Origin of the sequence: Cellulosimicrobium arenosum, from assembly GCF_014837295.1 — a bacterium.
GTDB classification, from domain to species: domain Bacteria; phylum Actinomycetota; class Actinomycetes; order Actinomycetales; family Cellulomonadaceae; genus Cellulosimicrobium; species Cellulosimicrobium arenosum.
In genome coordinates, this window is the sequence record NZ_JACYHB010000001.1 from 294,136 (window position 1) to 318,452 (window position 24,317).

A 24,317-nucleotide genomic window follows, 5' to 3' on the forward strand; every position below is an offset into this window, starting at 1 on the left:
CGGGCGCCCCGACCGAGGGCGCACGCGGCCTCAGGGCACGTCGAGGAGCATGCACGTCAGGCGAGCGGTGCACACGCGCCGCCCGTCGTCGTCGGACACGACGATCTCGTAGCTCACCGTGGTGCGCCCGGTGTGGAGCGCGCGTGCCTCGCCGTGGACCCAGCCCTGACGTACCGCGCGGTGGTGCGTCGCGTTGATCTCGATCCCCACCGCCGCGCGCGTCCGGCCACCGTGCAGCTGCGCGGCGATCGACCCGAGCGTCTCGGCGAGCACCACCGAAGCACCGCCGTGGAGCAGACCGGCAGGCTGGGTGTTGCCCGCGACGGGCATGCGCCCGGTGGCTCGAGCCGCCGTGAGCTCGCCGAGCTCGATGCCCATCCGCTCCAGCAGGGTGCCGTCGAGGTCGAGCGGCAGCGCGTCGGCGGCCCGGTCCGGGGAGCCGGTGGCGGGAGGCGGGGTGCGGGCGTCGTCGGCTCCGTGCGTGTCGGTCATGGGCGATAGGTTGGCATCCGTGACGACCTCCGCGCGACCTCGACTGCTGCTCATCGACGGCCACTCGATGGCCTACCGCGCGTTCTTCGCGCTCCCGGCCGAGAACTTCTCGACGACGACGGGTCAGCACACGAACGCCGTCTACGGGTTCACGTCGATGCTCATCAACCTCCTGCGGGACGAGGAGCCGACGCACGTCGCCGTCGCGTTCGACGTCGGGCGCCGGTCGTTCCGCACCGAGATCCTGCCGAGCTACAAGGGCACGCGCGAGTCGACGCCCGAGCCCTTCCGCGGCCAGGTGCCCCTGATCAAGGAGATCCTCGAGACCCTGCGGATCCCGACGCTCGAGCGTGAGGGCTACGAGGCCGACGACATCTTCGCGACCCTCGCGACGCAGGGTGCGGCGGCCGGGATGGAGGTCCTCGTCTGCTCGGGGGACCGCGACTCCTTCCAGCTCGTCGGCCCGGACGTCACCGTGCTCTACCCGAAGAAGGGCGTCTCGGAGCTCGCGCGCATGGACCCGGACGCGGTGCTCGGGAAGTACGGCGTCCCGCCCGAGCGGTACCCGGAGCTCGCCGCGCTCGTCGGCGAGACGTCCGACAACCTTCCCGGCATCCCGGGCGTCGGTCCCAAGACGGCGGCCAAGTGGATCACCGCCTACGACGGGCTGGAGTCGCTGCTCGAGCGCGCGGACGAGGTCAAGGGGAAGGCCGGCGAGAACCTGCGCGCGCACCTCGAGCAGGTCCGTACCAACCGGCAGCTCAACGCGTTGCTGCGTGACCTGGAGCTCCCGCTGGGGCCGGACGACCTGATCGCCCAGCCGTGGGACCGCGAGGCGGTGCACCGCGTGTTCGACGCGCTCGAGTTCCGGGCCCTGCGCGAACGGCTCTTCGCGATCGCCCCCGAGGGCGAGGTCGAGACCGAGGCGGGCTTCGAGGTCGAGCTCGCCGACGTCCTGCCCGGCGGGCTGGGGACCTGGCTCGCGGCGCACGGCGAGCGGCGTCTGGGCGTGGAGGTCTCAGGCAAGGCCGTCCCGGGAGGCGGCGACGCCTGGGCCCTGGCTGTGTCCGACGACGCGGGTTCCGCCGTCGCGTTCGAGCTCGCCGACCTCGGCTCGGCCGACGACGAGGCGCTCGCCGCCTGGCTGTCGGACGCCAGCCGGCCGAAGATCGTGCACGGTGCCAAGGCCGCGTGGCACGAGCTCACCGCGCGGGGCTACACCCTGGCGGGCGTCGCGTTCGACACCGAGCTCGCGGCCTACCTGTGCCATCCCGATCAGCGCGGCTACGACCTGGGCGACCTCGTGGTGCGTCACCTGCACCGTGAGCTGCGCGCGGACACCGAGGCGGGCGGCGACGCGCAGGGAGCGCTCGACCTCTCCCTCGACGGTGGTGGCGAGCGGGAGCGGGAGGCCGTGCGCGCGCTCGCGGTGGCGCAGCTGGCCGACGTGCTCGCGGGAGAGCTCGCGGACCGGGGCGCCACGGGGCTGCTCGGCGATCTCGAGCTACCGCTCGCGGGCGTTCTCGCGCGGATGGAGCAGCGCGGGATCGCCGCCGACGTCGAGTACCTGCGCGAGCTCGAGCAGCACTTCGGCGACCTGGTCGCCACGGCTGCGTCCGAGGCGTACTCCGTGATCGGTCGTGAGGTGAACCTCGGGTCGCCGAAGCAGCTGCAGGAGGTGCTGTTCGACCAGCTCGGCATGCCGAAGACGAAGAAGATCAAGACGGGGTACACGACGGACGCCGCGTCCCTCGCTGATCTCTTCGTCAAGACGCAGCACCCCTTCCTCGAGCACCTCCTCGCGCACCGCGACGCGTCGCGGCTGCGCCAGACCGTCGAGGGGCTCCTCAAGTCGGTGGCGGAGGACGGTCGCATCCACACCACCTTCCAGCAGACGATCGCCGCGACGGGCCGGCTGAGCTCGACGGACCCGAACCTGCAGAACATCCCGATCCGCACCGAGGCGGGTCGGCGGATCCGCCGGGCGTTCGTCGTGGGGGAGGGCTACGAGACCCTCCTGACGGCGGACTACAGCCAGATCGAGATGCGGATCATGGCGCACCTGTCCGGCGACGAGGGGCTCATCGAGGCGTTCCGCTCCGGCGAGGACCTGCACAGCTACGTCGGGTCGCGCGTGTTCGAGGTCCCGGCCACCGAGGTCACCGCGGCGATGCGCTCGAAGATCAAGGCCATGTCCTACGGGCTCGCGTACGGGCTCTCGGCGTTCGGGCTGTCGCAGCAGCTGACGATCGAGGTCGGCGAGGCGCAGAAGCTCATGGACGACTACTTCGAGCGTTTCGGCGGCGTGCGCGACTACCTGACCGGCGTGGTGGACGAGGCGCGGGCCACCGGGTACACCGCGACCATCCTCGGTCGCCGCCGTTACCTGCCCGACCTCACGAGCGACAACCGCCAGCGGCGCCAGATGGCCGAGCGCATGGCGCTCAACGCGCCGATCCAGGGGAGCGCGGCGGACCTCGTCAAGGTCGCGATGCTCCGCGTCCAGCACGTCCTGGACGAGCGTGCACTGCGCTCCCGGCTCCTGCTCCAGGTGCACGACGAGCTCGTGGTCGAGGTCGCGCCGGGGGAGCGAGACACCGTCGAGGAGCTGCTGCGCGCCGAGATGGGTGCGGCGGCGCAGCTCGACGTGCCGCTGGACGTGTCGGTGGGCGTGGGCGCGACCTGGCACGATGCCGGTCACTGAGCCGCTCGGAACCGCGGCGGATCTCGGCCGACGGCGCGACTCAGTCCGGCCGGTAGGTGCGGAAGATGGCGGTGCCCGGTAGGTAGGCGCCCCGCACGGGCCCCCAACCGCCCCACACCTGCGCGTTGTCGGCGGGCCACGCCGGCTCGACGACTCCGGTCAGCGCGAGTCCCGCGGCCACGACGTCGCGCACGTGGTCCCCGAGCGTGCGGTGGTACTCCGCGTACACGACGTGCCCGGCGGCGTCGGTCTCCACGTAGGGCCGACGGTCGAAGTAGGACCTGTCGGCGGTGAGGCCGCGCAGGCTCGGGTCGTCGGGGAACGACCACCGCACCGGGTGCGTCACCGAGAAGGTCCACGTCCCGCCGGGGCGCAGCACGCGCGCGACCTCGCGATGGATGCGCGCGGCGTCCGGCACGAAGGGGATCGCGCCGAACGACGTGAACGCGGCGTCGAACGTGCCGTCGGCGAACGGAAGGCTCCGGGCGTCGGCCTGGACGAGCGGGACGCGCGCACCCGTCTTGCGGTCGAGCGCCGCCGCCACGTCGAGCATGCCTGCCGACACGTCGGTCGCCACGACGTGCGCGCCCTGCCCCACCAGCCACCGTGAGCACTGCGCCCCGCCGGCGCCGACCTCGAGGACCCTGCGCCCGGTGACCTCTCCGAGCAGGCGCGCGTCCTTCTCGCGCAGGCCCTCGGGGCACCAGCAGAAGTCGGCGGCGCCGAGGAAGTCGCCGTGCTCCCCGGTGTACTCCTCGGCGTTCGCGTCCCACCACGACCGCCCCGCACGGCCTCCCTCGGCGTCGGGCACGTCGTGGTAGCCCGCGTGCGCCGTCCGCCCCAGCGCACTCGGGGGAGGTCCGGAGCCGTCCGACGGGAGCGAGGAGGTCATCCGGACATTGTGTGCCACGCCGTCGACGACCGGATGGCAGGACGGTGCGCGACCGGGGCGTCCTGTCTGACTAGGGTTGGTGCCGAACGCGGCGCCGCGGGGGCAGCGCCTCCCGTCGTGCCGGAGCTGCGCGGGCGACGACACGGAGGACCAGATGCGCATCGGACTTCTCACGGGCGGCGGGGACTGCCCCGGGCTCAACGCGGCGATCCGCGCCGTGGTCAAGCAGGCGACGGGGGAGTACGGGCACACCGTCATCGGGTTCCGCAACGGGTGGCGCGGCGTCGTCGACGGGGACGTGCACCCGCTCGGGCGCCAGGACATCCGCAACGTGCTGCCCGTCGGGGGAACGCTCCTCGGCACGGCCCGCTTCCACCCGAGCACGGAGGACGGCAGCATGGACGCCGTCCTGACGACGTTCGAGGCCGAGCGTCTCGACGCGCTGATCTGCATCGGCGGCGACGGCACGCTGCACGCGGCGAGCCAGGTCGGCGAGGCGGGCGTTCCGATCGTCGCGATCCCCAAGACGATAGACAACGACGTCGAGGGCACGGACCTGTCGATCGGGTTCCACACCGCGGTCAACATCGCGACGGAGGCGATCGACCGCGTCCACACCACGGCGGAGAGCCACAACCGCGTGATGGTCGTCGAGGTGATGGGTCGCCACGCCGGGTGGATCGCGGTCAACGCGGGGATCGCGGGCGGCGCGGAGGTGGTGCTCGCGCCCGAGGAGCCGTTCGACATCGAGCAGGTGGTGAAGTTCCTGCGGCACCGGCACCGGGCGCACGCGAACTTCTCCATCGTGGTCGTCGCCGAGGGCGCCGTGCCGCGCGCGGGGTCCTCGATGAGCTTCACCCAGCAGCTCGGGAGGTTCGGCGAGATCGTGGCGGGCTCCGTCGGGGACCGCGTGAGCGCGGAGATCGCGGAGCGCACCGGCTTCGACACGCGGCTGACCGTGCTGGGTCATGTCCAGCGTGGCGGCGAGCCGACGCCGACCGACCGGATCCTCGGCAGCAGGTTCGGCGTGGCGGCCGTCGACGCGGTGGGCGCGGGGACGACCGGGGTGATGACCGCGCTGAGGGCGGAGCGGATCGAGCTGGTGCCCCTCGCCGACGTCGCGGGTCGGCCGAAGCGGGTCCCGGACGAGATGTTGCGCGTCGCGAAGGCGCTCGCCTGACCTTCCCGTCGGGCCTCTCGGGGCGTGCCGCCGGCCGGCCCGCGGTCGCGCGCGCACGGCGTTGCCGTCGCGCGGTTGCACGCGTACGATGGACGGCGGTGCCTTGCGCCCACACATCCCTTGTCCCCCGACTTCCCTGTCCGCATCGGAGCATCGAACTCAATGACCATCTCTACCCCCGCGAAGTCCGCACCTCAGGTCGCCGTCAACGACATCGGCACCGAGGAAGACTTCCTCGCCGCAGTCGACGCGACGATCAAGTACTTCAACGACGGCGACATCGTCGAAGGCACGATCGTCAAGGTGGACCGCGACGAGGTCCTTCTCGACATCGGCTACAAGACCGAGGGCGTCATCCCCTCCCGCGAGCTGTCCATCAAGCACGACGTGGACCCCGGTGAGGTCGTCAACGTCGGTGACGCCGTCGAGGCCCTCGTCCTCCAGAAGGAGGACAAGGAAGGCCGTCTGATCCTGTCCAAGAAGCGCGCGCAGTACGAGCGCGCCTGGGGCACGATCGAGAAGATCAAGGAAGAGGACGGCGTCGTCACCGGCACCGTCATCGAGGTCGTCAAGGGCGGTCTCATCCTCGACATCGGCCTGCGCGGCTTCCTGCCCGCCTCGCTCGTGGAGATGCGTCGTGTCCGCGACCTCCAGCCGTACGTCGGCAAGGAGATCGAGGCCAAGATCATCGAGCTCGACAAGAACCGCAACAACGTGGTGCTCTCGCGTCGTGCGTGGCTCGAGCAGACGCAGTCCGAGGTCCGCTCCACCTTCCTGCAGACGCTGCAGAAGGGCCAGGTGCGCCCGGGCGTCGTCTCCTCGATCGTCAACTTCGGTGCGTTCGTGGACCTCGGCGGGGTCGACGGTCTCGTGCACGTCTCCGAGCTGTCCTGGAAGCACATCGACCACCCCTCCGAGGTCGTCGAGGTCGGCCAGGAGGTCACGGTCGAGGTCCTGGACGTCGACTTCGACCGCGAGCGCGTCTCGCTGTCGCTCAAGGCGACGCAGGAGGACCCGTGGCAGACGTTCGCTCGGACCCACGCGATCGGTCAGGTCGTGCCGGGCAAGGTCACCAAGCTCGTCCCGTTCGGTGCGTTCGTGCGCGTCGAGGACGGCATCGAGGGCCTCGTGCACATCTCCGAGCTCGCTGTCCGTCACGTCGAGCTGCCCGAGCAGGTCGTCAACGTCGGTGACGAGGTCTTCGTCAAGGTCATCGACATCGACCTCGAGCGTCGCCGCATCTCGCTGTCGCTCAAGCAGGCCAACGAGGGCATGGACCCGGAGTCCGAGGACTTCGACCCCGCGCTGTACGGCATGGCGGCGGACTACGACGAGCAGGGGAACTACAAGTACCCCGAGGGCTTCGACCCCGAGACCAACGAGTGGCTCGAGGGCTTCGAGACCCAGCGCGAGGCGTGGGAGGCCGAGTACGCCAAGGCGCACGAGCGCTGGGAGGCGCACCGCCGCCAGGTCTCGGACGCCGTGAAGGCGGACCTGGACGCGGCGTCGGGCGACTCGGGCTCGTCGTCCTCCTCGTCGTCCAGCTCGTCGTCGTCCTCGTCGTCGAGCAGCAGCAGCGGCACGTCGTACTCCTCGGCCCCGCCGGCCGAGGCCGCCGGCACGCTCGCGTCGGACGAAGCTCTTGCCGCGCTCCGCGAGAAGCTCACCGGCAACTGACCGACCGGTCCTGACGAAGGCCCGCCACCCTCCGGGTGGCGGGCCTTCGCCGTCCCCAGACCCACACCCTGTCGAGCATGCGCCTGCAGCCCGTCAGGAGCTCGCGTCGGGCGACAAGGACATGCTCGGCGGGGGTGAGGCGCATGGTCGAGGTGAGCTGAGGTGTGGTCAGGGGGTGGGGAGGGGGGCTTCTGTGAACTGGGTGTTGTAGAGCTCCGCGTAGCGGCCTCCGCGGGCCAGCAGCTCGAGGTGCGTGCCGGTCTCGACCACGCGCCCTTCGTCGAGCACCACGACGAGGTCCGCGCCGCGCACCGTCGACAGACGGTGGGCGATGACCAGGGACGTCCGGCCGCGCAGCGCCTCGTCGAGCGCGGCCTGCACCGCGGTCTCGGAGGTCGAGTCCAGGTGCGCGGTCGCCTCGTCGAGCACGACGACGGCGGGTGCCTTGAGGAAGACGCGTGCGATCGCGAGGCGTTGGCGCTCCCCGCCGGAGAGCCGGTAGCCGCGGTCTCCGACGACCGTGTCCACGCCGGAGGGCAGCGCGGCGACGACGTCCCACACGTGGGCCCGTCGCAACGCGGCCTCGACGTCGTCGTCGGACGCGTCAGGGCGGGCGTAGCGCAAGTTCTCGGCGATGGTGTCGTGGAAGAGGTGCGCCTCCTGCGAGACGACGCCGACGGCGTCGCGCAGGCTCGCCTGGGTCACGTCCCGCAGGTCGCGGCCGGCGATCCGGACGCTGCCGCCGGTGGGGTCGTACATCCGGGTGACGAGCTGGGAGACCGTCGTCTTGCCGGCACCGGACGCGCCGACGAGCGCGACGGTCGCGCCGGCGGGGACTGCGAACGACACGTCGTGCAACGTGCTCGTCGTGCTGCCCGACGTCGGGGCGGCGACCGACTCGAGCGATGCCAGGGAGACCTCGGCGGCCGTGGGGTAGCGGAAGTGGACGTGGTCCAGCTCGAGCCCGGCGCCCGCGCGTGCGATGTCCGTGCCCAGGTCGTCTGCGTCCGAGGAGTCGGACACCGACGGCTCGAGGTCGAGCACCTCGAGCACGCGCTCAAAGCTCACGAGGGCCGTCATCACGTCCACCTGGACGTTCGACATGGCCGCGAGCGGGCCGTACAGGCGCGTGAGGTACGCCGTGAGGGCGACGACCGTACCCACCGTCAGCGTCCCCGCGATCGCCATGACGCCACCCAGGCCGTAGACGATCGCCACCGCGACGGAGGCGACGACGGTCAGCCCGACGCGGAACACGGTGCCGTACATCGCCTGGCGGACGCCGATGTCGCGGACGCGCCGTGCCTGCGCCGCGAAGTGCTCCGACTCGCGCGACGGCTCGCCGAAGATCTTCACGAGGTGGGCGCCCGCGACGTTGAACCGCTCGTTCATCGTCTGTGCCGCGTCGGCGTTGAGCTCGTAGCTCTCACGCGTGATCGCGGAGAGCTTCTTGCCCACGTGGCGTGCCGGCAGGACGAACACGGGCAGCAGCGTCAGCGCCAGGAGCGTCAGCTGCCACGACATCGACAGCATCGCCGCGAGGACGAACACGACCGTGAGCAGGTTCGAGAAGAGGTTCGAGAGCGTCGAGGTGAACGCCTGCTGCGCACCGAGCACGTCGCCGTTCAACCGCTGGACGAGCGCGCCCGTGCGTGTGCGTGCGAAGAAGGCGAGCGGCATGCGCTGGACGTGGTCGAAGACCGCGGTCCGCAGGTCGACGATCAGGCCCTCGCCGATCCGGGTGGAGAACCATCGCTGTGCCACCCCGAGGCCACCCGACAGGACGGCGAGGCCCGCGACCACGAGCGAGAGGGAGATCACGACGTCGGACCTGCCCACGGAGATCCCGTCGTCGATGATGCGCTGGAACAGCAACGGGGTGAGAGCGCCGGCCGCGGCGTCGAGCGAGATGAGCCCGAGGAACACGGCGAGCTGGGCGCGGTACGGGCGTGCGAACTCCAGGACGCGGCGCAGCGTGCCGCGGGCCAGCCGTCGCCGTGTCACGGAAGAGTCCTGGCGGTAGGAGCGCAGCCCGGGGCCGCCTCCCGCCATCGAGTGCGAGGTGAACGTCACGAGTACCTCCGTGGGGTGCGGCGTCGTCGCTTCGGGTGCGCGCGGGGCGTGAGAGAGCATAGTGAGCCTAGCTCACTATGGTGGTCGTCCGGCACTCTTCGATCGCCGGTACGCTCAGGGCGTGACGATCGACACGACGTCGGGAGCGCCTGACGACGCGACGGAGTTCCTGTCCCTGCTCCACGCCGCGCTGCACGCGGTGCGGCGCGAGGCGGGCGAACGACTCGAGCCCGAGGGGACCACGCCGGGTCAGTTTCGCCTGCTGCGCCATCTCGCGCACTGCGACGGCCCGTGCCGGCTCGGTGCCGTCGCCGGTGCGCTGGACGTCACCCCCCGTTCGGTGACGACGAAGGTCGACGACGCGGAGGCCGACGGACTGGTCCGCCGGCTGCCCGACCCGCTCGACCGCAGGGCGACGCTCGTCGAGCTCACCGCTGCCGGCAGGGACCTCGTCGCGCGGGTGTCGACGGCACGGTCCTCGGGGGCAGACGCGCTCCTGGACCACCTCGGGGCCGGTGACCGAGCGGAGCTCCTGCGTCTCCTGCGTCTGGTCCTCGCGTCGTCCCGCCGTTCCTGACCGGGAACGGCGGACCGTCGCCCGCGGCACGCCACGCGCGGGACTGGCAGGATGGGACCATGTTCCGCATCGGTCTGACCGGAGGGATCGCGGCCGGCAAGTCCGTCGCGCTCGAACGACTCGGCGAGCTGGGGGCGGTGGCGATCGACTACGACGTCCTCGCCCGTGAGGCGGTGGCGCCGGGCACCGTGGGGCTCGACGAGGTGGTCCAGCTGTTCGGCACCGACGTCCTGACCGCCGACGGGACGCTGGACCGCGCATCGCTGGGCCGGACGGTGTTCGCCGACGACGCGGCACGCGCTGCTCTCAACGCGGTGGTCCATCCCGAGGTGCGACGGCTCGCCGCCGAGCGCGAGGCCGCGGCCGCCGTGGCCGACCCGCGGGCCGTCGTCGTGCACGACGTCCCCCTGCTCGTGGAGACCGCGGACCCGGCCCGGTTCCACCTGGTGGTGGTCGTGGAGGCGCCGGAGCCGGTTCGCCTCGAGCGGCTGACGCTGGGGCGCGGGCTGACGGAGGACGAGGCTCGCGCTCGGATCGCGGCCCAGGCCGACGCAGCAGCGAGAGCGGCCGTCGCAGACGTCGTGCTCGACGGCGGCGGCCCCGTGCCCGCCCTCCGTGACCAGGTCGACGAGCTGTGGGCACGGCTGCGCGCCGAGGTCGACGCGGAGGCGGTCGCCGAGGCGGAGGAGCACGAGGGATGAGCGTCCTCGTGAGCGGGTTCGACCCGTTCGGGGACGACGCGACCAACCCCTCGTGGGACGTCGCACGGCTCCTGGGCGAGCGAGGTCCCGAGCTCGTCGGCACCGACGTCGTCGCCGTGCGCCTGCCCGTCACCTTCGCCGGCGCCTGGCCGATCCTGTGCGCGGCGGTGCGCGCGCACGCGCCGGACGTCGTCCTCGCTCTCGGCCTCGCGGCCGGGAGCACGCAGGTGCGTCTCGAGCGGGTGGCGATCAACGTCGCCGATGCGCGCAGACCGGACAACGACGGCGCCGCCCCCGTCGACGCGCCGGTCGTCGACGGCGGTCCGGTCGCCTACTGGTCGGGCCTTCCGCTCAAGGCCGCTCTCGTCGCGCTGCGAGAGCTCGAGGTGCCCGCGACCGTGTCCGCGACGGCCGGGACCTACGTGTGCAACGCGACCTTCTACGCGCTCATGCACCACGTCGCCACGGCCGGGCTCTCGTCGCGCGCCGGGTTCGTCCACGTGCCGCGCGCGACGGACCTCGCGCTCGAGGACCAGGTGCGGGCCGTCGCCCAGGTCGCGCGGCTCGCGCGCACGGGCGCAGCCGAACCCGTGCTCGCGGCCGGCGCCGAGAGCTGAGACCGGCGCCGGCCACCGCAGCCCGCCGCCCCGGCACACGACATGATGTCGGTGGTGCGGCGTAGCGTGGTGGTATGCGCCCAGTGACCGACCTGCAGCGAACCGTCGCGCCCTTCGAGGTGGTCTCGGAGTACACGCCGTCGGGCGACCAGCCCACGGCGATCGACGACCTCTCCCGGCGCATCCGGGCCGGGGAGAAGGACGTGACGCTGCTGGGTGCGACGGGGACCGGGAAGTCGGCGACGACGGCCTGGATGATCGAGCAGCTGCAGCGACCCACCCTCGTGATGGCGCCCAACAAGACGCTCGCCGCCCAGCTCGCGACGGAGTTCCGCGAGCTGCTGCCCCACAACGCCGTCGAGTACTTCGTCTCGTACTACGACTACTACCAGCCCGAGGCGTACATCGCGCAGACGGACACCTACATCGAGAAGGACTCGTCCATCAACGACGAGGTCGAGCGGCTGCGCCACTCCGCGACGTCGTCCCTGCTCACGCGGCGCGACGTCATCGTCGTGGCCTCGGTGTCGTGCATCTACGGGCTCGGCACCCCCCAGGAGTACGTCGACCGCATGGTGCGCCTCGACGTGGGCATGCAGGTGGAGCGCGACGACCTGCTGCGCCAGTTCGTCACCATGCAGTACTCCCGCAACGACCTGGCGTTCACCCGGGGTACGTTCCGCGTCCGCGGGGACACCGTGGAGATCATCCCGGTCTACGAGGAGCTGGCCATCCGGATCGAGTTCTTCGGCGACGAGATCGAGTCGATCCAGACGCTGCACCCTCTGACGGGAGACGTCGTCCGGTCCGAGCAGAGCATGCACGTGTTCCCCGCGACGCACTACGTCGCCGGGCCCGAGCGGATGGAGCGCGCGATCTCGTCGATCGAGACGGAGCTCACCGGGCGACTGGAGGAGCTAGAGAACCAGAACAAGCTGCTCGAGGCGCAGCGGCTGCGCATGCGCACCACCTACGACATCGAGATGATGCGCCAGATCGGCTCGTGCTCGGGCATCGAGAACTACTCCCGGCACATCGACGGGCGCGAGCCCGGGACCGCACCGAACACGCTGCTGGACTACTTCCCGGAGGACTTCCTCCTCGTCATCGACGAGTCGCACGTGACCGTGCCGCAGATCGGCGCGATGTTCGAGGGCGACATGTCTCGCAAGCGCTCGCTCGTGGACCACGGGTTCCGGCTGCCGAGCGCGATGGACAACCGCCCGCTGCGCTGGGAGGAGTTCGTCGAGCGCATCGGGCAGACGGTCTACCTCTCCGCGACGCCCGGCAAGTACGAGCTGTCGATGTCCGACGGCGTGGTGGAGCAGATCATCCGCCCCACGGGGCTCGTGGACCCCGAGGTCGTGGTCAAGCCCACGACCGGCCAGATCGACGACCTCCTCCACGAGATCCGTGAGCGGGCCGAGCGCAACGAGCGGGTCCTGGTGACGACCCTGACCAAGAAGATGGCCGAGGACCTCACGGACTACCTCCTGGAGAAGGATGTGCGCGTGCGCTACCTCCACTCGGAGGTCGACACCCTGCGCCGCGTCGAGCTGCTGCGCGAGCTCCGGCTCGGCGAGTACGACGTGCTGGTGGGCATCAACCTGCTCCGCGAGGGCCTCGACCTGCCCGAGGTGTCGCTCGTCGCGATCCTCGACGCCGACAAGGAGGGCTTCCTGCGCTCGCCCACGTCGCTGATCCAGACGATCGGCCGCGCGGCGCGCAACGTCTCGGGGCAGGTGCACATGTACGCCGACAAGATCACGGTGGCGATGGCCGCGGCGATCGAGGAGACGGACCGGCGGCGCGAGAAGCAGGTCGCCTACAACCTCGAGAACGGCGTCGACCCGATGCCGCTGCGCAAGAAGATCTCCGACGTCACCGACATGCTGGCCCGCGAGGACGTCGACACCGCCGAGCTGCTCGCCGGCGGCTACCGGCAGCCCGGGAAGGGCGCCAAGAGCAAGGGATCGGTCGCCGGCGGCCTCAAGGAGGGCGCCACCTCCGGCAATCGGCTCGCGGTCGGGGCGGCCAGCGACCTGGCCCAGCTCATCCAGGAGCTCAGCGACCAGATGCACGCCGCCGCCGGCGAGCTGCAGTTCGAGCTCGCCGCCCGTCTGCGGGACGAGATCGGCGGGCTCAAGAAGGAGCTCCGGCAGATGCAGGCGGCGACCGCCTGACACGGGGACGTGCGGTCGAGTCGCGGGGCGTACCGGTCCGGATGGCCTATGCTGGCTGTTCGTTGAAGGGGAGTATTCCTCCGCGGTGATGTCGTCATCACGGTCGGCGCAGTCGTCGGCCCGGTGTCACCGGCCCCGCAGCCATCCGAACCGCATCCGCGTGGATGCTCACCGGTGCTGCGAGGCGGAAGAGACCTTCGGTACTCAGTGCTACTCGTACCGGAGGTCTACGCATGGACGTTCCCGTCTGGGTCTGGCTCGTCACCGTGGGGGTGATCGTCGCGATGCTCGCGGTCGACTACGTCGGCCACGTGCGCACCCCCCACGCCCCGAGCCTGCGCGAAGCCACCTGGTGGTCGCTCGGCTACGTCGCGGTCGCGGTGGCCTTCGGGTTCCTCGTCTGGGCCGTGTGGGGCGGGACGTACGGCGGCGAGTACTTCGCCGGGTACATCACCGAGAAGAGCCTGTCCGTCGACAACCTCTTCGTCTTCGTGCTGATCATGACGAGCTTCCGCGTGCCTCGGCTCTACCAGCAGAAGGTCCTGCTCATCGGGATCACCATCGCGCTCGTGCTGCGGACGATCTTCATCTTCGTCGGCGCCGCGCTCATCGAGAACCTCAGCTGGATCTTCTACGTCTTCGGCGCGTTCCTGCTCTACACGGCGTGGGCGCAGGTGCGCAGCGGTCAGCAGCACGACGAGGAGTTCTCGGAGAACGCCGTGCTGCGGCTCACGCGCCGCCTGTTCCCGACGACGGACGACTACGTCGAGGACCGGATGACGACCCGCATCGACGGGAAGCGCTACATCACCCCGATGCTCATCGTCATGATCGCGATCGGGTCCGCGGATCTGCTGTTCGCCGTCGACTCCATCCCCGCGATCTTCGGGCTCACGCAGGAGACGTACCTCGTCTTCGCGGCGAACGCGTTCTCGCTGCTCGGCCTGCGCCAGCTCTACTTCCTCATCGACGGGCTGCTCGACCGTCTCGTGTACCTCGCGTACGGCCTTGCGGCGATCCTCGGGTTCATCGGGGTCAAGCTGGTGATCCACGCGATGCACACCAACGAGGTGTCGTTCATCAACGGAGGTGAGCACATCACCGCGATCCCGGAGATCTCGACCCCCGTCTCCCTCGGCTTCATCGTCGTTGTCCTCGCGATCACGACGGTGGCCAGCCTGCTCAAGGACCGGTCCGACCGCCGCCGGACCGTCACCGACGGGACCGATCGGAAGGACGCGCACTGATGGTCCACGAGCTCCCCCTGTGGTTCGAGTGGGCGTCGCTCTCGGCGCTCGCCGTGCTGCTCCTGGTGGACCTCTTCGTCGTCGGGCGACGCCCGCACGTCCCGTCGATGCGCGAGAGCGCGCTGTGGGTCGGGTTCTACGTCGCGCTCGCGCTGGCGTTCGGGGGACTGGTCGCGGTCGTGGGCGGGGCCGCTCCGGCGGGCGAGTTCTACGCGGGTTGGCTCACCGAGTACAGCCTCAGCGTCGACAACCTCTTCGTCTTCGTCATCATCATGTCCCGGTTCGCGGTGCCGCGGGACCAGCAGCAGCGGGTGCTCATGGTCGGGATCATCGTCGCGCTCGTGCTGCGCGGCGGGTTCATCCTCGCTGGTGCGGCCATCATCGAGCAGTTCCTGTGGGTGTTCTACTTCTTCGGCGCGTTCCTCGTGTACAGCGCGGTCAAGCTCGTCACCGGGGGCGACGAGGCCGAGGAGTATCACGAGAACCGCGCCGTGCGGCTGCTCCGGCGGGTGCTGCCCATCGGGACGCGGTACGACGGCGGTCGGCTGCGTTCCGAGGAGGACGGACGTCGCGTCCTCACACCGCTGGTCGTGGTGTTCTTCGCCATCGGCAGCACCGATCTGCTGTTCGCGTTCGACTCGATCCCTGCGATCTTCGGCCTGACGCAGGACCCGTTCATCGTGTTCACGACGAACGTCTTCGCGCTCATGGGGCTGCGCCAGCTGTACTTCCTGCTCGGCGGGCTCCTCGAGCGGCTCGTCTACCTCCCGATCGGTCTGGCCGTCATCCTCGGGTTCATCGGTGTCAAGCTGATCCTCGAGGCCCTGCACGACAACACGGTGCCGTTCATCAACGGGGGGGAAGCCGTCGAGGCCGTTCCCACCGTGCCGATCTGGCTCTCGCTCGCGGTCATCATCGGGACGCTCGCCGTGACGACCGTCGCGAGCCTGCTGCGGACTCGCGGCAGTCGCACGGGCGAGGACGCACCCGCGGGCGAGCGGGCGAGCACGCCGGACGAGCGCGGCTGAGCGCCGGGCCGCGCGCCAGCGGGGCTGTCGGCCCGGCGTCGGGCCCCCTTCAGACCCGGTCCGCCCAGTCCCCGATGACGGGCGACCACGGGCGGACCCGGCGCTCGGCGACGAGACCGGCGCGGACGAACGGGTCGGCGTCGAGGATCTCGGCGACTGCGGTGGCCGACGGCCCCTCGAGGACGAGGAGGGCCCCCGCACCGGTGTCCTCGTGGGCGGGCAGGGGGCCCGACGCGAGGAGGGACCGCTGCCCGTGCAGCGTCCGCAGGAACTCGCGGTGCTCGGGGCGGCGTGCGTCGAGGGCCGCGGGGTCGTCGACGTAGAGGTAGGTCACGGCGTGGATCGGCATGGCGCCATTGAACCAGCGGCGGGGCACCCGTGGCGACGTGCGGACGTGCCGGCCGCCGGGCTGCCGGACGCCTCGTCGTCGCCGGCGGGCTGACCGGAATCGGTCACCAGCCCCGTGCGCGCCACGCGTCGACGTGCGGGCGCTCGGCGCCGAGCGTCGTGTCGTCACCGTGCCCCGGGTACACCCAGGTGTCGTCGCCGAAGCGGCGGAAGACCCTGTCGACCACGTCGTCGAGGAGCCGAGCGAAGCGGACCGGGTCCCGGTCGGTGTTGCCCACGCCGCCGGGGAACAACGAGTCGCCGGTGAACAGGTGCACCCGGTCGGCGACCGCGTACGGACCGGTCGCCGTCCCGGGCTCGCGGTACGCGAGCGCCACCGAACCGGGGGTGTGACCGCGCAGCGCGATCACCTCGAGCACCACCGCACCGACGTGCACGACGTCGCCGTGGCGCAGGTTCCGGTCGGCCCGGACCCCGGTCGCGGCTTCGACGGCCGGAGCGTCCTGCACACCGACAGCCGCCTGCGCACCCGTCCTCGCGACCACGTCCGCCAGCGCCCCGACGTGGTCGCGGTGCGCATGGGTCGTGACGACGACCGTGAGCGCCCCGTCGCCCGGTGCGTGCCGCTCGAGGTCGAGCAGGCGGTCCGGTTCGGCCGCGGCGTCCACCAGCAGACGGTCGCCGCTGCGCCGGCAGGTCAGGACGTAGGCGTTGTTGGACAGGGGCCCGACGGCGAGCTTGCGGATCTCGACCTCGTCGAGGCGGCGCACGTCCGGGGGCCCGCCCACGACGACCGTGCCGGTGTAGCGGGTGTCGGCCGTCCCCGTGCGGTTCGCGTCCTGGTCGGTCATGGTGTTCATTGTGGCGTCCGCCCCTGCCCGTGCCCGTCTCGGCAGGACGAGCCGCGGGGGGTCGAACACGTGTGCGAGCGTGGGTGGTGGGACGTACGATGCTCCGGTGACCAATCGCCTCGTGATCTCCGGCGCCCGTGAGCACAACTTGCGGGACGTCGAGCTCGACCTTCCTCGTGACAGCCTCATCGTCTTCACCGGCCTGTCGGGCTCCGGGAAGTCCTCGCTCGCGTTCGACACGATCTTCGCCGAGGGCCAGCGCCGCTACGTCGAGTCGTTGTCCGCGTACGCCCGCCAGTTCCTCGGGCAGATGGACAAGCCCGACGTCGACTTCATCGAAGGGCTCTCGCCCGCGGTCTCGATCGACCAGAAGTCGACCAACCGCAACCCGCGGTCGACCGTGGGCACCATCACCGAGGTGTACGACTACCTGCGCCTGCTGTTCTCCCGCGCGGGGACGCAGCACTGCCCCGTGTGCGGCGAGCGCGTGACCGCGCAGACGCCGCAGCAGATCGTCGACCGCCTCCTCGAGCTCCCTGAGGGCACGCGCTACCAGGTGCTCGCACCGGTCGTGCGCGGGCGCAAGGGTGAGTACTCGGAGATGTTCGCCGAGCTGCAGGCCAAGGGCTTCGCGCGCGCGCGCGTCGACGGCGAGGTGCACTCGCTCACGGACCCCCCGACCCTGGAGAAGAAGCTCAAGCACGACATCGAGGTCGTGATCGACCGCCTCGTCGCGCGCGACGGGGTGCAGCGTCGCCTCACCGACTCCGTCGAGACCGCGCTCGGCCTCGCCGGAGGGCTGGTCCTCGTCGAGCTCGTGGACGCCGAGGCCGACCACCCGGGCCGTGAGCGCAGGTTCTCGGAGAAGCGCGCGTGCCCCAACGACCACGAGCTCGCGCTCGACGAGATCGAGCCACGGACGTTCTCCTTCAACGCGCCCTACGGTGCGTGCCCCGAGTGCACGGGGATCGGCTTCCGCCTCGAGGTGGACCCGGACCTCGTGATCCCGGACGAGGAGAGGTCGCTCCGCGACGGCGCGGTGGCGCCGTGGGCGCAGGTCTCCTCGGAGTACTTCGAGCGTGTGCTCACGGCGCTCGCGGACGACCTCGGGTTCTCGATGGACACGCCGTGGCGCGCGCTGCCCGAGCGGGCGAAGAAGGCGGTGCTGCACGGGCAGAACCACCAGGTGCACGTCCGGTACAAGAATCGCTGGGGCCGCGAACGGCAGTACTCGACCGGCTTCGAGGGGGTCATGACGTTCCTCGAGCGCCGTCACTCGGAGACCGACTCGGACTGGTCGAAGGAGCGGTACGAGGCGTTCATGCGCGAGGTCCCGTGCCCGGTGTGCAAGGGCGCGCGGCTCAAGCCGGAGGTGCTCGCGGTCAAGGTCGGGGGCCGGTCCATCTGGGACGTGTGCCGTCTGCCGCTGCGTGAGGCGGCGCAGTTCTTCGGTGCGCTCGAGCTCGGCCAGCGCGAGCGCGCCATCGCCGCGGAGGTCCTCAAGGAGATCGACGCGCGGCTCGGGTTCCTCCTCGACGTGGGGCTCGACTACCTCTCGCTCGAGCGTCCGGCCGCGACCCTGTCCGGAGGCGAGGCGCAGCGGATCCGTCTCGCGACCCAGATCGGGGCCGGGCTCGTCGGGGTGCTGTACGTCCTCGACGAGCCGAGCATCGGCCTCCACCAGCGGGACAACCGTCGGCTCATCGAGACCCTGACGCGGCTGCGCGACCTCGGGAACACGCTCATCGTCGTCGAGCACGACGAGGACACGATCCGGACCGCGGACTGGATCGTCGACATCGGCCCGGGTGCCGGCGAGCACGGCGGGCGCGTGGTGCACTCCGGCGACTACGCGGGGCTGCTCGCCGCCCCGGAGTCCGTGACCGGCGCCTATCTCGCGGGTCGTCGCAGCATCCCGTTGCCCGCTCAGCGGCGCGCGGTCGACCCGAACCGTCAGGTCACGGTCGTCGGAGCCCGCGAGCACAACCTCACGGGGATCGACGTGAGCTTTCCGCTGGGGACGCTCACGGCTGTGACGGGGGTCTCCGGGTCGGGCAAGTCGACGCTCGTCAACTCCATCCTCTACACCGTCCTGGCGAACGAGCTCAACGGAGCGCGCCAGGTCCCCGGGCGGCACACCCGGGTGACGGGACTCGACCAGCTCGACAAGGTCGTCCACGTCGACCAGGGGCCGATCGGTCGCACCCCGCGGTCGAACCCCGCGACCTATACCGGCGTGTGGGACCACGTGCGCAAGCTCTTCGCCGAGACGACCGAGGCAAAGGTCCGTGGGTACACGCCGGGCCGGTTCTCGTTCAACGTCAAGGGTGGGCGGTGCGAGGCGTGCTCGGGTGACGGGACGCTGAAGATCGAGATGAACTTCCTCCCGGACGTCTACGTCCCGTGCGAGGTGTGCCACGGCGCGCGCTACAACCGCGAGACGCTCGAGGTGCACTTCAAGGGCAAGACGGTCGCGGACGTGCTGGACATGCCGATCGAGGAGGCGGCGGACTTCTTCGCCGCCGTGCCGGCGATCGCACGGCACCTGCGGACGCTCGTCGAGGTCGGGCTGGGCTACGTGCGGCTCGGCCAGCCCGCGCCCACGCTCTCCGGCGGCGAGGCCCAGCGCGTCAAGCTCGCCAGCGAGCTCCAGAAGCGGTCCACCGGCCGCACCGTCTACGTGCTGGACGAGCCCACGACGGGGCTGCACTTCGAGGACATCCGCAAGCTGCTCGCCGTCCTGCAGTCCTTGGTCGACAAGGGCAACACGGTCCTCGTCATCGAGCACAACCTCGACGTGATCAAGAGCGCCGACTGGGTCGTCGACATGGGTCCCGAGGGTGGCTCCGGCGGTGGGACGGTCGTCGCGGAGGGAACGCCCGAGGAGGTCGCGCGCGTCGCGGCGAGCCACACCGGTCACTTCCTGGGCGAGCTCCTCGACCAGCACACCCCGGTCCCGGTAGGGGAGCTGGTCGCGGTGGGCGAGCCGAGCGCGCCCGCCTCGCGGTCGGCCAAGGGGTCGCGCTCGCGCGGGGCGGCCGCTGCGGCCAGGTCGGGCAAGCGCGGCAAGGCGTCCGCCGCCTGAGCCTGCAGCGGGACCTACTCGGTCGTGCGCCTGGCCGGTGCCGGCTCCACGAGGACGCGGAAGTTCACCGAGCGTGCGAGGAAGCAGTGGTCGTGCGCGCGACGGTGCAGCGCGGCGAGGGCCGCGTCGTCGGCCCCTGCGGCGTCGTCGACCACGACGCGCGGGTGCATCGTGACGTCCGTGAACTGGCCCTCCCCGCCCGACTCGACACGCATGCTCCCCGTCACGTCGTCGACGTACTCGCGCACGACGACGCCGGAAGCCGCCGCGAGGTGGAGGAACCAGAGCATGTGGCACTGGGACAGGCTCGCGACGAACAGCTCCTCGGGGCTGTAGCGTCGCGGGTCGCCCCGGAAGGCGGGATCCGCGGAGCCCGCCAGGGGCGGCCGGCCGTCGAGGAGCACGTCGTGGTCGCGTGCGTAGGCGGTGTACGACCTCGTCCCCGTGTGCCCGGCACCGGTCCAGCGCACCGTCGCGGAGTATCCGTGCTGAGCGCTCACGAGGCCGTCCTCGTCAGCGGGGTGGTCCCCGGGGTCGTCTCCATGGGCACACCCTAGCCAGGTGTGGCGTGCACCACACCCGCGCCTCTGCCCGGGCACCGTGGCGCTGGGAGGTCGGCGGGGTGTGGGCGGGCTGACCTAGGCTGGACGCATGGCCGACCCCGCGACGTACCGACCTGCGCCGGGGGAGATCCCCACCTCGCCGGGCGTCTACAGGTTCCGTGACGAGCACGGCCGGGTGATCTACGTCGGCAAGGCGAAGAACCTGCGCGCACGCCTGTCGAGCTACTTCCAGGACGTCGCGAACCTGCACCACCGCACGCAGACGATGGTCACCACCGCCGCGTCGGTCGAGTGGACCGTGGTGGGCACCGAGGTCGAGGCCCTCGCGCTCGAGTACTCGTGGATCAAGGAGTTCGACCCGCGCTTCAACGTCAAGTACCGCGACGACAAGTCGTACCCCTACCTCGCCGTGACGATGGGGGAGGAGGTCCCGCGGGCACAGGTCATGCGCGGGGCGAAGCGGCCGGGGACGCGCTACTTCGGCCCGTACGGCCATGCGTGGGCGATCCGCGAGACGCTCGACCTGCTGCTGCGCGTCTTCCCGGTCCGCACCTGCTCGGCGGGAGTGTTCAAGCGCGCGCACCAGACCGGCAGGCCGTGCCTGCTCGGCTACATCGACAAGTGCTCCGCCCCGTGCGTCGGCCGGATCACGCGCGAGGACCACCGGGCGCTGGCCGAGGACTTCTGCGACTTCATGGCGGGCGACACCCAGCGGTTCGTGCGCCGGCTCGAGCGCAAGATGAACGAGGCGGCGGGCGCGATGGAGTACGAGGCGGCTGCTCGGCTGCGCGACGACATCACCGCGCTCCAGCGCGCCACGGAGAAGAACGCCGTCGTGCTCGGCGACGGGACGGACGCGGACGTGTTCGCCCTCGCGGGCGACGAGCTCGAGGCCGCGGTCCAGGTGTTCCACGTCCGGGGCGGACGCATCCGCGGTCAGCGGGGCTGGATCGTCGAGAAGGTCGAGGACGTGACCGACGCCGAGCTGGTCGAGCACCTGCTGCAGCAGGTCTACGGCGCCGCCGAGGAGGCTGCCGCGGTCGACGCGCGCACGGGAGCGGGCGCCCGCGGGGGAGCGCGCGACGTCGTGCCGCGCGAGGTGCTCGTGCCGACGCTGCCCACCGACCTCGACCAGGTGGCGACGTGGCTCACCGGCCTGCGCGGCGCGAAGGTGGACGTCCGGGTCCCGCAGCGCGGCGACAAGAAGGAGCTCGCGGCGACCGTGCGGGCGAACGCCGAGCACGCGCTCGCCCTGCACCGCACGCGCCGCGCGGGCGACCTGACGACGCGCAGCCAGGCGCTGCGCGAGATCCAGGAGGCGCTCGACCTGGACACCGCGCCGCTGCGGATCGAGTGCTACGACGTCTCGCACAACCAGGGCACGTTCCAGGTCGCGTCGATGGTCGTGCTCGAGGACGGGCTCGCGCGCAAGAGCGAGTACCGGCACTTCACGGTGCGCGGGCCGGACGGCGAGGGTGCCCGCGACGACACCGCCGCGATGTACGAGGTGATCTCCCGTCGCTTCTCGCGCTACCTCGCCGACCGCTCCCGGTCGGGCGAGCCGGAGGTCGACGCCGGCCCGGTCCCCGCCCCACGCAGCGGCGAGGTCCCGCCGGACGCGCCGGTCGAGCGTGCGGGACGGTTCGCGTACCCGCCCAACCTCGTCGTGGTCGACGGCGGCCCGCCCCAGGTCGCCGCGGCCGCTCAGGCGCTCGCCGACCTGGGGATCGACGACGTCGCGCTCTGCGGTCTCGCGAAGCGGCTCGAGGAGGTCTGGGTGCCGGGGGAGGACTACCCCGTGATCCTGCAGCGCGCCTCGCAAGGTCTCTACCTGCTGCAGCGGGTGCGCGACGAGGCGCACCGGTTCGCCATCACCTTCCACCGCAAGAAGCGCAGCAAGGGCATGACGGCCTCGGCGCTCGACGGCGTGCCCGGTCTCGGTCCGGCGCGCCAGGCGGCGCTGCTCAAGCACTTCGGCTCGGTCAAGCGATTGCGGGCGGCGAGCACGGACGAGATCGCCGCGGTTCCCGGCATGGGCGCGCGGACAGCGGCGACGGTGGTCGCGGCCCTGGGTGGTGACGCACCGTCGGGCGCTGACACTCCGCACGACCCGGGGAGTGCCGTGACGACGGGTCCTGCTGGCATGCTGGAGCCATGAGCAGCGAACCTGCGCCGAACACCGTCCCGAGCGGCATCCCGGCGATCGAGGCGGCGACCCACTCGCCGGAGCGCCAGGAGTCCGAGGTGCTCATCATCACCGGCATGTCCGGCGCGGGGCGCTCGCGGGCGGCAGCGGTGCTGGAGGACCTCGACTGGTACGTCGTCGACAACCTGCCGCCTCGCATGATCATCCCCCTCGTCGACCTCATGACCCGGGCCGGCTCGAGCCTGGAGCGCATCGCCGCCGTCGTGGACGTGCGCGGGCGCGAGTTCTTCCGCGACCTCGTCGAGGTGCTGGACCACCTGCGCCAGAGCGGGGCGTCCTACCGCATCCTGTTCCTCGACGCCTCGGACGAGGTGCTCGTGCGCCGCTACGAGCAGGTGCGCCGCCCGCACCCCCTCCAGGGTGAGGGTCGGATCCTGGACGGTCTGGGGGAGGAGCGCCGTCTCCTGGCGAGCCTCCAGGAGCGCGCGGACGTCGTCATCGACACGTCCGAGCTCACCGTCCACGACCTCGCGCGCGAGGTGCGTGCGGCGGTCGCCGACGGGACGCCGGACGCGTTGCGGATCAACGTGCTCTCCTTCGGTTTCAAGTACGGGATCCCGCTCGATGCCGACCACGTCGTGGACATGCGGTTCCTCGCCAACCCCTACTGGATCACCGAGCTGCGCCACCTCACGGGACGCGACGCGCCGGTCCGGGACTACGTGCTGGGCCGCCCGGGTGCCAGCGACTTCATCGACCGGTACGTGCACGCCCTCGAGCCGGTCCTCGCGGGATATCTCGACGAGGAGAAGCGCTACGTGACGATCGCGGTCGGCTGCACCGGGGGCAAGCACCGGTCGGTGGCCGTCAGCGAGGCCATCGCCGCCCGGCTGCGCGCACAGGGCCACCGCGTCACGGTGACCGCGCGCGACCTCGGCAAGGAGTGAACGCGGCCATGGTCACGGGGCGTTCGCCCGCAGTCGTCGCCCTCGGCGGTGGCCACGGCCTGTCCGCCTCGCTGTCGGCGCTGCGGCTCATGTCCGACCGGCTGACGGCGATCGTGACGGTCGCGGACGACGGCGGCTCGTCCGGGCGGTTGCGCTCGGAGCTGGGCGTCCTGCCGCCGGGAGATCTGCGGATGGCGCTCGCGGCGCTCTGCGACGACTCCGAGTGGGGGCGTACCTGGAGCGCGTTGCTCCAGCACCGGTTCACGTCCGAGGGAGATCTCGACAACCACGCGGTGGGCAACCTGCTGATCGTGGCGCTCTGGGAGATCCTCGACGACCCGGTGAGCGGGCTGGACTGGGTGGGTCGGCTGCTCGGGGCGCGGGGACGTGTGCTGCCGATGGCGTCGGTCCCGCTCGGTATCGAGGCCGACGCGCGCGTCGGTGACCGGCTGACGACGGTGGTGGGGCAGAGCCACGTCGCGGTCACTCCGGGCATCGAGCAGGTACGTCTCGTCCCTCCGGACCCGCCGGCCTGCCCCGAGGCGGTCCAGGCGATCGAGGCGGCCGACTGGGTCGTGCTCGGCCCCGGCTCGTGGTTCTCCTCCGTCATGCCGCACCTGCTCGTGCCCGAGCTGGCCCGGGCACTGCACACCACGCGCGCGCGGCTGTGCGTCACCCTCAACCTGGAGGCCGAGACGGGCGAGACCGCCGGGTTCTCCGCGGCGGACCACCTGGACGTCCTGCACAAGCACGCGCCCGAGCTGCGGGTCGACGCCGTCGTCGCCGACCCGTCCGCCGTCGAGGACACCGACCAGCTCGCGCGGACCGCGCGTCGCACGGGTGCCCGGCTCCTGCTGCGCCAGGTGAGCCGAGGCGACGGCACGGCGCGTCACGACGCGCTGCGCCTCGCGGCCGCGTACCGGGACGTGTTCGACGACGTCCTCGGCGACGTGGACGACCGGACGGGCTGAGCACGGCGGTCAGCAGACGGTCGGCAGGGCTCGTC

At 71.5% G+C, this 24,317-nt stretch carries 19 protein-coding genes; 13 read left to right on the top strand and 6 right to left on the bottom strand.

The features are described from left to right. Positions 1–30: 30 nt before the first annotated feature. On the bottom strand, positions 31–492 hold the full coding sequence (locus IF651_RS01345) for a hotdog fold thioesterase (RefSeq protein ID WP_191827271.1): 462 nt from the start codon (positions 490–492) through the stop codon (positions 31–33). On the opposite strand from IF651_RS01345, the gene polA reads away from it, so the two are divergent. Beyond that, the gene (gene polA, locus IF651_RS01350) at positions 491–3,196 is read left to right on the top strand and encodes a DNA polymerase I (RefSeq protein ID WP_191827272.1); all 2,706 of its coding nucleotides are present in this window, start codon (positions 491–493) and stop codon (positions 3,194–3,196) included. The genes IF651_RS01345 and polA overlap by 2 nt on opposite strands. A gap of 40 nt (positions 3,197–3,236) precedes the next feature. Here polA and IF651_RS01355 read toward each other — a convergent pair whose 3' ends face one another. Continuing rightward, positions 3,237–4,088 carry a class I SAM-dependent methyltransferase gene (locus IF651_RS01355; RefSeq protein WP_191827273.1) on the bottom strand — a complete coding sequence of 284 codons (852 nt, stop codon included), beginning with the start codon at positions 4,086–4,088 and terminating at the stop codon, positions 3,237–3,239. 154 nt (positions 4,089–4,242) lie between these two features. Here IF651_RS01355 and IF651_RS01360 point away from each other — a divergent pair, with 154 nt between their 5' ends. Beyond that, positions 4,243–5,268 carry a 6-phosphofructokinase gene (locus IF651_RS01360; protein ID WP_191827274.1) on the top strand — a complete coding sequence of 342 codons (1,026 nt, stop codon included), beginning with the start codon at positions 4,243–4,245 and terminating at the stop codon, positions 5,266–5,268. A gap of 162 nt (positions 5,269–5,430) precedes the next feature. Further along, positions 5,431–6,945: a 30S ribosomal protein S1 gene (gene rpsA / locus IF651_RS01365; protein ID WP_191827275.1), complete on the top strand. Its 1,515-nt coding sequence runs from the start codon at positions 5,431–5,433 to the stop codon at positions 6,943–6,945. Positions 6,946–7,113: 168 nt separating this feature from the next. On the opposite strand, the gene IF651_RS01370 is transcribed toward rpsA, so the two are convergent. Then, positions 7,114–8,997: an ABC transporter ATP-binding protein gene (locus IF651_RS01370; protein WP_191827571.1), complete on the bottom strand. Its 1,884-nt coding sequence runs from the start codon at positions 8,995–8,997 to the stop codon at positions 7,114–7,116. 142 nt (positions 8,998–9,139) lie between these two features. On the opposite strand from IF651_RS01370, the gene IF651_RS01375 reads away from it, so the two are divergent. The 6 genes from IF651_RS01375 (at position 9,140) to IF651_RS01400 (ending at position 15,371) form a co-directional block, all read left to right on the top strand. Then, positions 9,140–9,595: a MarR family transcriptional regulator gene (locus tag IF651_RS01375; protein WP_191827276.1), complete on the top strand. Its 456-nt coding sequence runs from the start codon at positions 9,140–9,142 to the stop codon at positions 9,593–9,595. A gap of 59 nt (positions 9,596–9,654) precedes the next feature. Continuing rightward, the gene (coaE, locus tag IF651_RS01380; protein ID WP_191827277.1) at positions 9,655–10,296 is read left to right on the top strand and encodes a dephospho-CoA kinase; all 642 of its coding nucleotides are present in this window, start codon (positions 9,655–9,657) and stop codon (positions 10,294–10,296) included. After that, positions 10,293–10,913 carry a pyroglutamyl-peptidase I gene (locus tag IF651_RS01385; RefSeq protein WP_191827278.1) on the top strand — a complete coding sequence of 207 codons (621 nt, stop codon included), beginning with the start codon at positions 10,293–10,295 and terminating at the stop codon, positions 10,911–10,913. The genes coaE and IF651_RS01385 overlap by 4 nt, the downstream gene beginning before the upstream one ends. 74 nt (positions 10,914–10,987) lie before the next feature. Continuing rightward, entirely contained in the window at positions 10,988–13,096 is a 2,109-nt protein-coding gene (gene uvrB, locus IF651_RS01390) for an excinuclease ABC subunit UvrB (RefSeq protein WP_191827279.1), read from the top strand. A 233-nt stretch (positions 13,097–13,329) separates the two neighbouring features. Beyond that, positions 13,330–14,343 carry a TerC family protein gene (locus IF651_RS01395; RefSeq protein WP_191827280.1) on the top strand — a complete coding sequence of 338 codons (1,014 nt, stop codon included), beginning with the start codon at positions 13,330–13,332 and terminating at the stop codon, positions 14,341–14,343. Then, a complete protein-coding gene (locus IF651_RS01400) occupies positions 14,343–15,371 on the top strand; it encodes a TerC family protein (RefSeq protein ID WP_191827281.1) in 1,029 nt (342 codons plus the stop codon). The genes IF651_RS01395 and IF651_RS01400 overlap by 1 nt, the downstream gene beginning before the upstream one ends. Before the next feature lie 49 nt (positions 15,372–15,420). Here IF651_RS01400 and IF651_RS01405 read toward each other — a convergent pair whose 3' ends face one another. Both IF651_RS01405 and IF651_RS01410 read right to left on the bottom strand, forming a co-directional pair. Further along, entirely contained in the window at positions 15,421–15,720 is a 300-nt protein-coding gene (locus IF651_RS01405) for a YciI family protein (protein WP_191827282.1), read from the bottom strand. Positions 15,721–15,823: 103 nt separating this feature from the next. Continuing rightward, positions 15,824–16,570, bottom strand: a complete 747-nt coding sequence (locus tag IF651_RS01410) for an MBL fold metallo-hydrolase (RefSeq protein WP_191827283.1) — start codon at positions 16,568–16,570, stop codon at positions 15,824–15,826. Between the two features lie 106 nt (positions 16,571–16,676). Here IF651_RS01410 and uvrA point away from each other — a divergent pair, with 106 nt between their 5' ends. Further along, complete coding sequence (gene uvrA, locus IF651_RS01415) at positions 16,677–19,655, top strand: excinuclease ABC subunit UvrA (protein WP_191827284.1); 2,979 nt, start codon at positions 16,677–16,679, stop codon at positions 19,653–19,655. A gap of 14 nt (positions 19,656–19,669) precedes the next feature. Here uvrA and IF651_RS01420 read toward each other — a convergent pair whose 3' ends face one another. Continuing rightward, positions 19,670–20,155, bottom strand: a complete 486-nt coding sequence (locus IF651_RS01420; protein ID WP_191827285.1) for an OsmC family protein — start codon at positions 20,153–20,155, stop codon at positions 19,670–19,672. Between the two features lie 151 nt (positions 20,156–20,306). On the opposite strand from IF651_RS01420, the gene uvrC reads away from it, so the two are divergent. From uvrC to IF651_RS01435, 3 genes are read left to right on the top strand one after another with little or no spacing between them, the layout of a single operon-like run. Beyond that, positions 20,307–22,376, top strand: coding sequence for an excinuclease ABC subunit UvrC (gene uvrC, locus IF651_RS01425; protein ID WP_191827286.1), 2,070 nt, complete (start codon positions 20,307–20,309; stop codon positions 22,374–22,376). Continuing rightward, positions 22,373–23,311, top strand: coding sequence for an RNase adapter RapZ (rapZ, locus tag IF651_RS01430; RefSeq protein WP_191827287.1), 939 nt, complete (start codon positions 22,373–22,375; stop codon positions 23,309–23,311). Before uvrC ends, rapZ begins: the two co-directional genes overlap by 4 nt. An 8-nt stretch (positions 23,312–23,319) precedes the next feature. After that, positions 23,320–24,282 carry a gluconeogenesis factor YvcK family protein gene (locus tag IF651_RS01435; RefSeq protein WP_191827288.1) on the top strand — a complete coding sequence of 321 codons (963 nt, stop codon included), beginning with the start codon at positions 23,320–23,322 and terminating at the stop codon, positions 24,280–24,282. Positions 24,283–24,317: the final 35 nt, after the last annotated feature.

Coding starts and splice junctions, on each gene's coding strand:
- polA (WP_191827272.1), top strand. CDS start 491: ATGGGCGATAGGTTGGCATCCGTGACGACCTCCGCGCGACCTCGACTG.
- IF651_RS01345 (WP_191827271.1), bottom strand. CDS start 492: ATGACCGACACGCACGGAGCCGACGACGCCCGCACCCCGCCTCCCGCC.
- IF651_RS01355 (WP_191827273.1), bottom strand. CDS start 4,088: ATGACCTCCTCGCTCCCGTCGGACGGCTCCGGACCTCCCCCGAGTGCG.
- IF651_RS01360 (WP_191827274.1), top strand. CDS start 4,243: ATGCGCATCGGACTTCTCACGGGCGGCGGGGACTGCCCCGGGCTCAAC.
- rpsA (WP_191827275.1), top strand. CDS start 5,431: ATGACCATCTCTACCCCCGCGAAGTCCGCACCTCAGGTCGCCGTCAAC.
- IF651_RS01370 (WP_191827571.1), bottom strand. CDS start 8,997: ATGGCGGGAGGCGGCCCCGGGCTGCGCTCCTACCGCCAGGACTCTTCC.
- coaE (WP_191827277.1), top strand. CDS start 9,655: ATGTTCCGCATCGGTCTGACCGGAGGGATCGCGGCCGGCAAGTCCGTC.
- IF651_RS01385 (WP_191827278.1), top strand. CDS start 10,293: ATGAGCGTCCTCGTGAGCGGGTTCGACCCGTTCGGGGACGACGCGACC.
- uvrB (WP_191827279.1), top strand. CDS start 10,988: ATGCGCCCAGTGACCGACCTGCAGCGAACCGTCGCGCCCTTCGAGGTG.
- IF651_RS01395 (WP_191827280.1), top strand. CDS start 13,330: ATGGACGTTCCCGTCTGGGTCTGGCTCGTCACCGTGGGGGTGATCGTC.
- IF651_RS01400 (WP_191827281.1), top strand. CDS start 14,343: ATGGTCCACGAGCTCCCCCTGTGGTTCGAGTGGGCGTCGCTCTCGGCG.
- IF651_RS01405 (WP_191827282.1), bottom strand. CDS start 15,720: ATGCCGATCCACGCCGTGACCTACCTCTACGTCGACGACCCCGCGGCC.
- IF651_RS01410 (WP_191827283.1), bottom strand. CDS start 16,570: ATGACCGACCAGGACGCGAACCGCACGGGGACGGCCGACACCCGCTAC.
- uvrC (WP_191827286.1), top strand. CDS start 20,307: ATGGCCGACCCCGCGACGTACCGACCTGCGCCGGGGGAGATCCCCACC.
- rapZ (WP_191827287.1), top strand. CDS start 22,373: ATGAGCAGCGAACCTGCGCCGAACACCGTCCCGAGCGGCATCCCGGCG.
- IF651_RS01435 (WP_191827288.1), top strand. CDS start 23,320: ATGGTCACGGGGCGTTCGCCCGCAGTCGTCGCCCTCGGCGGTGGCCAC.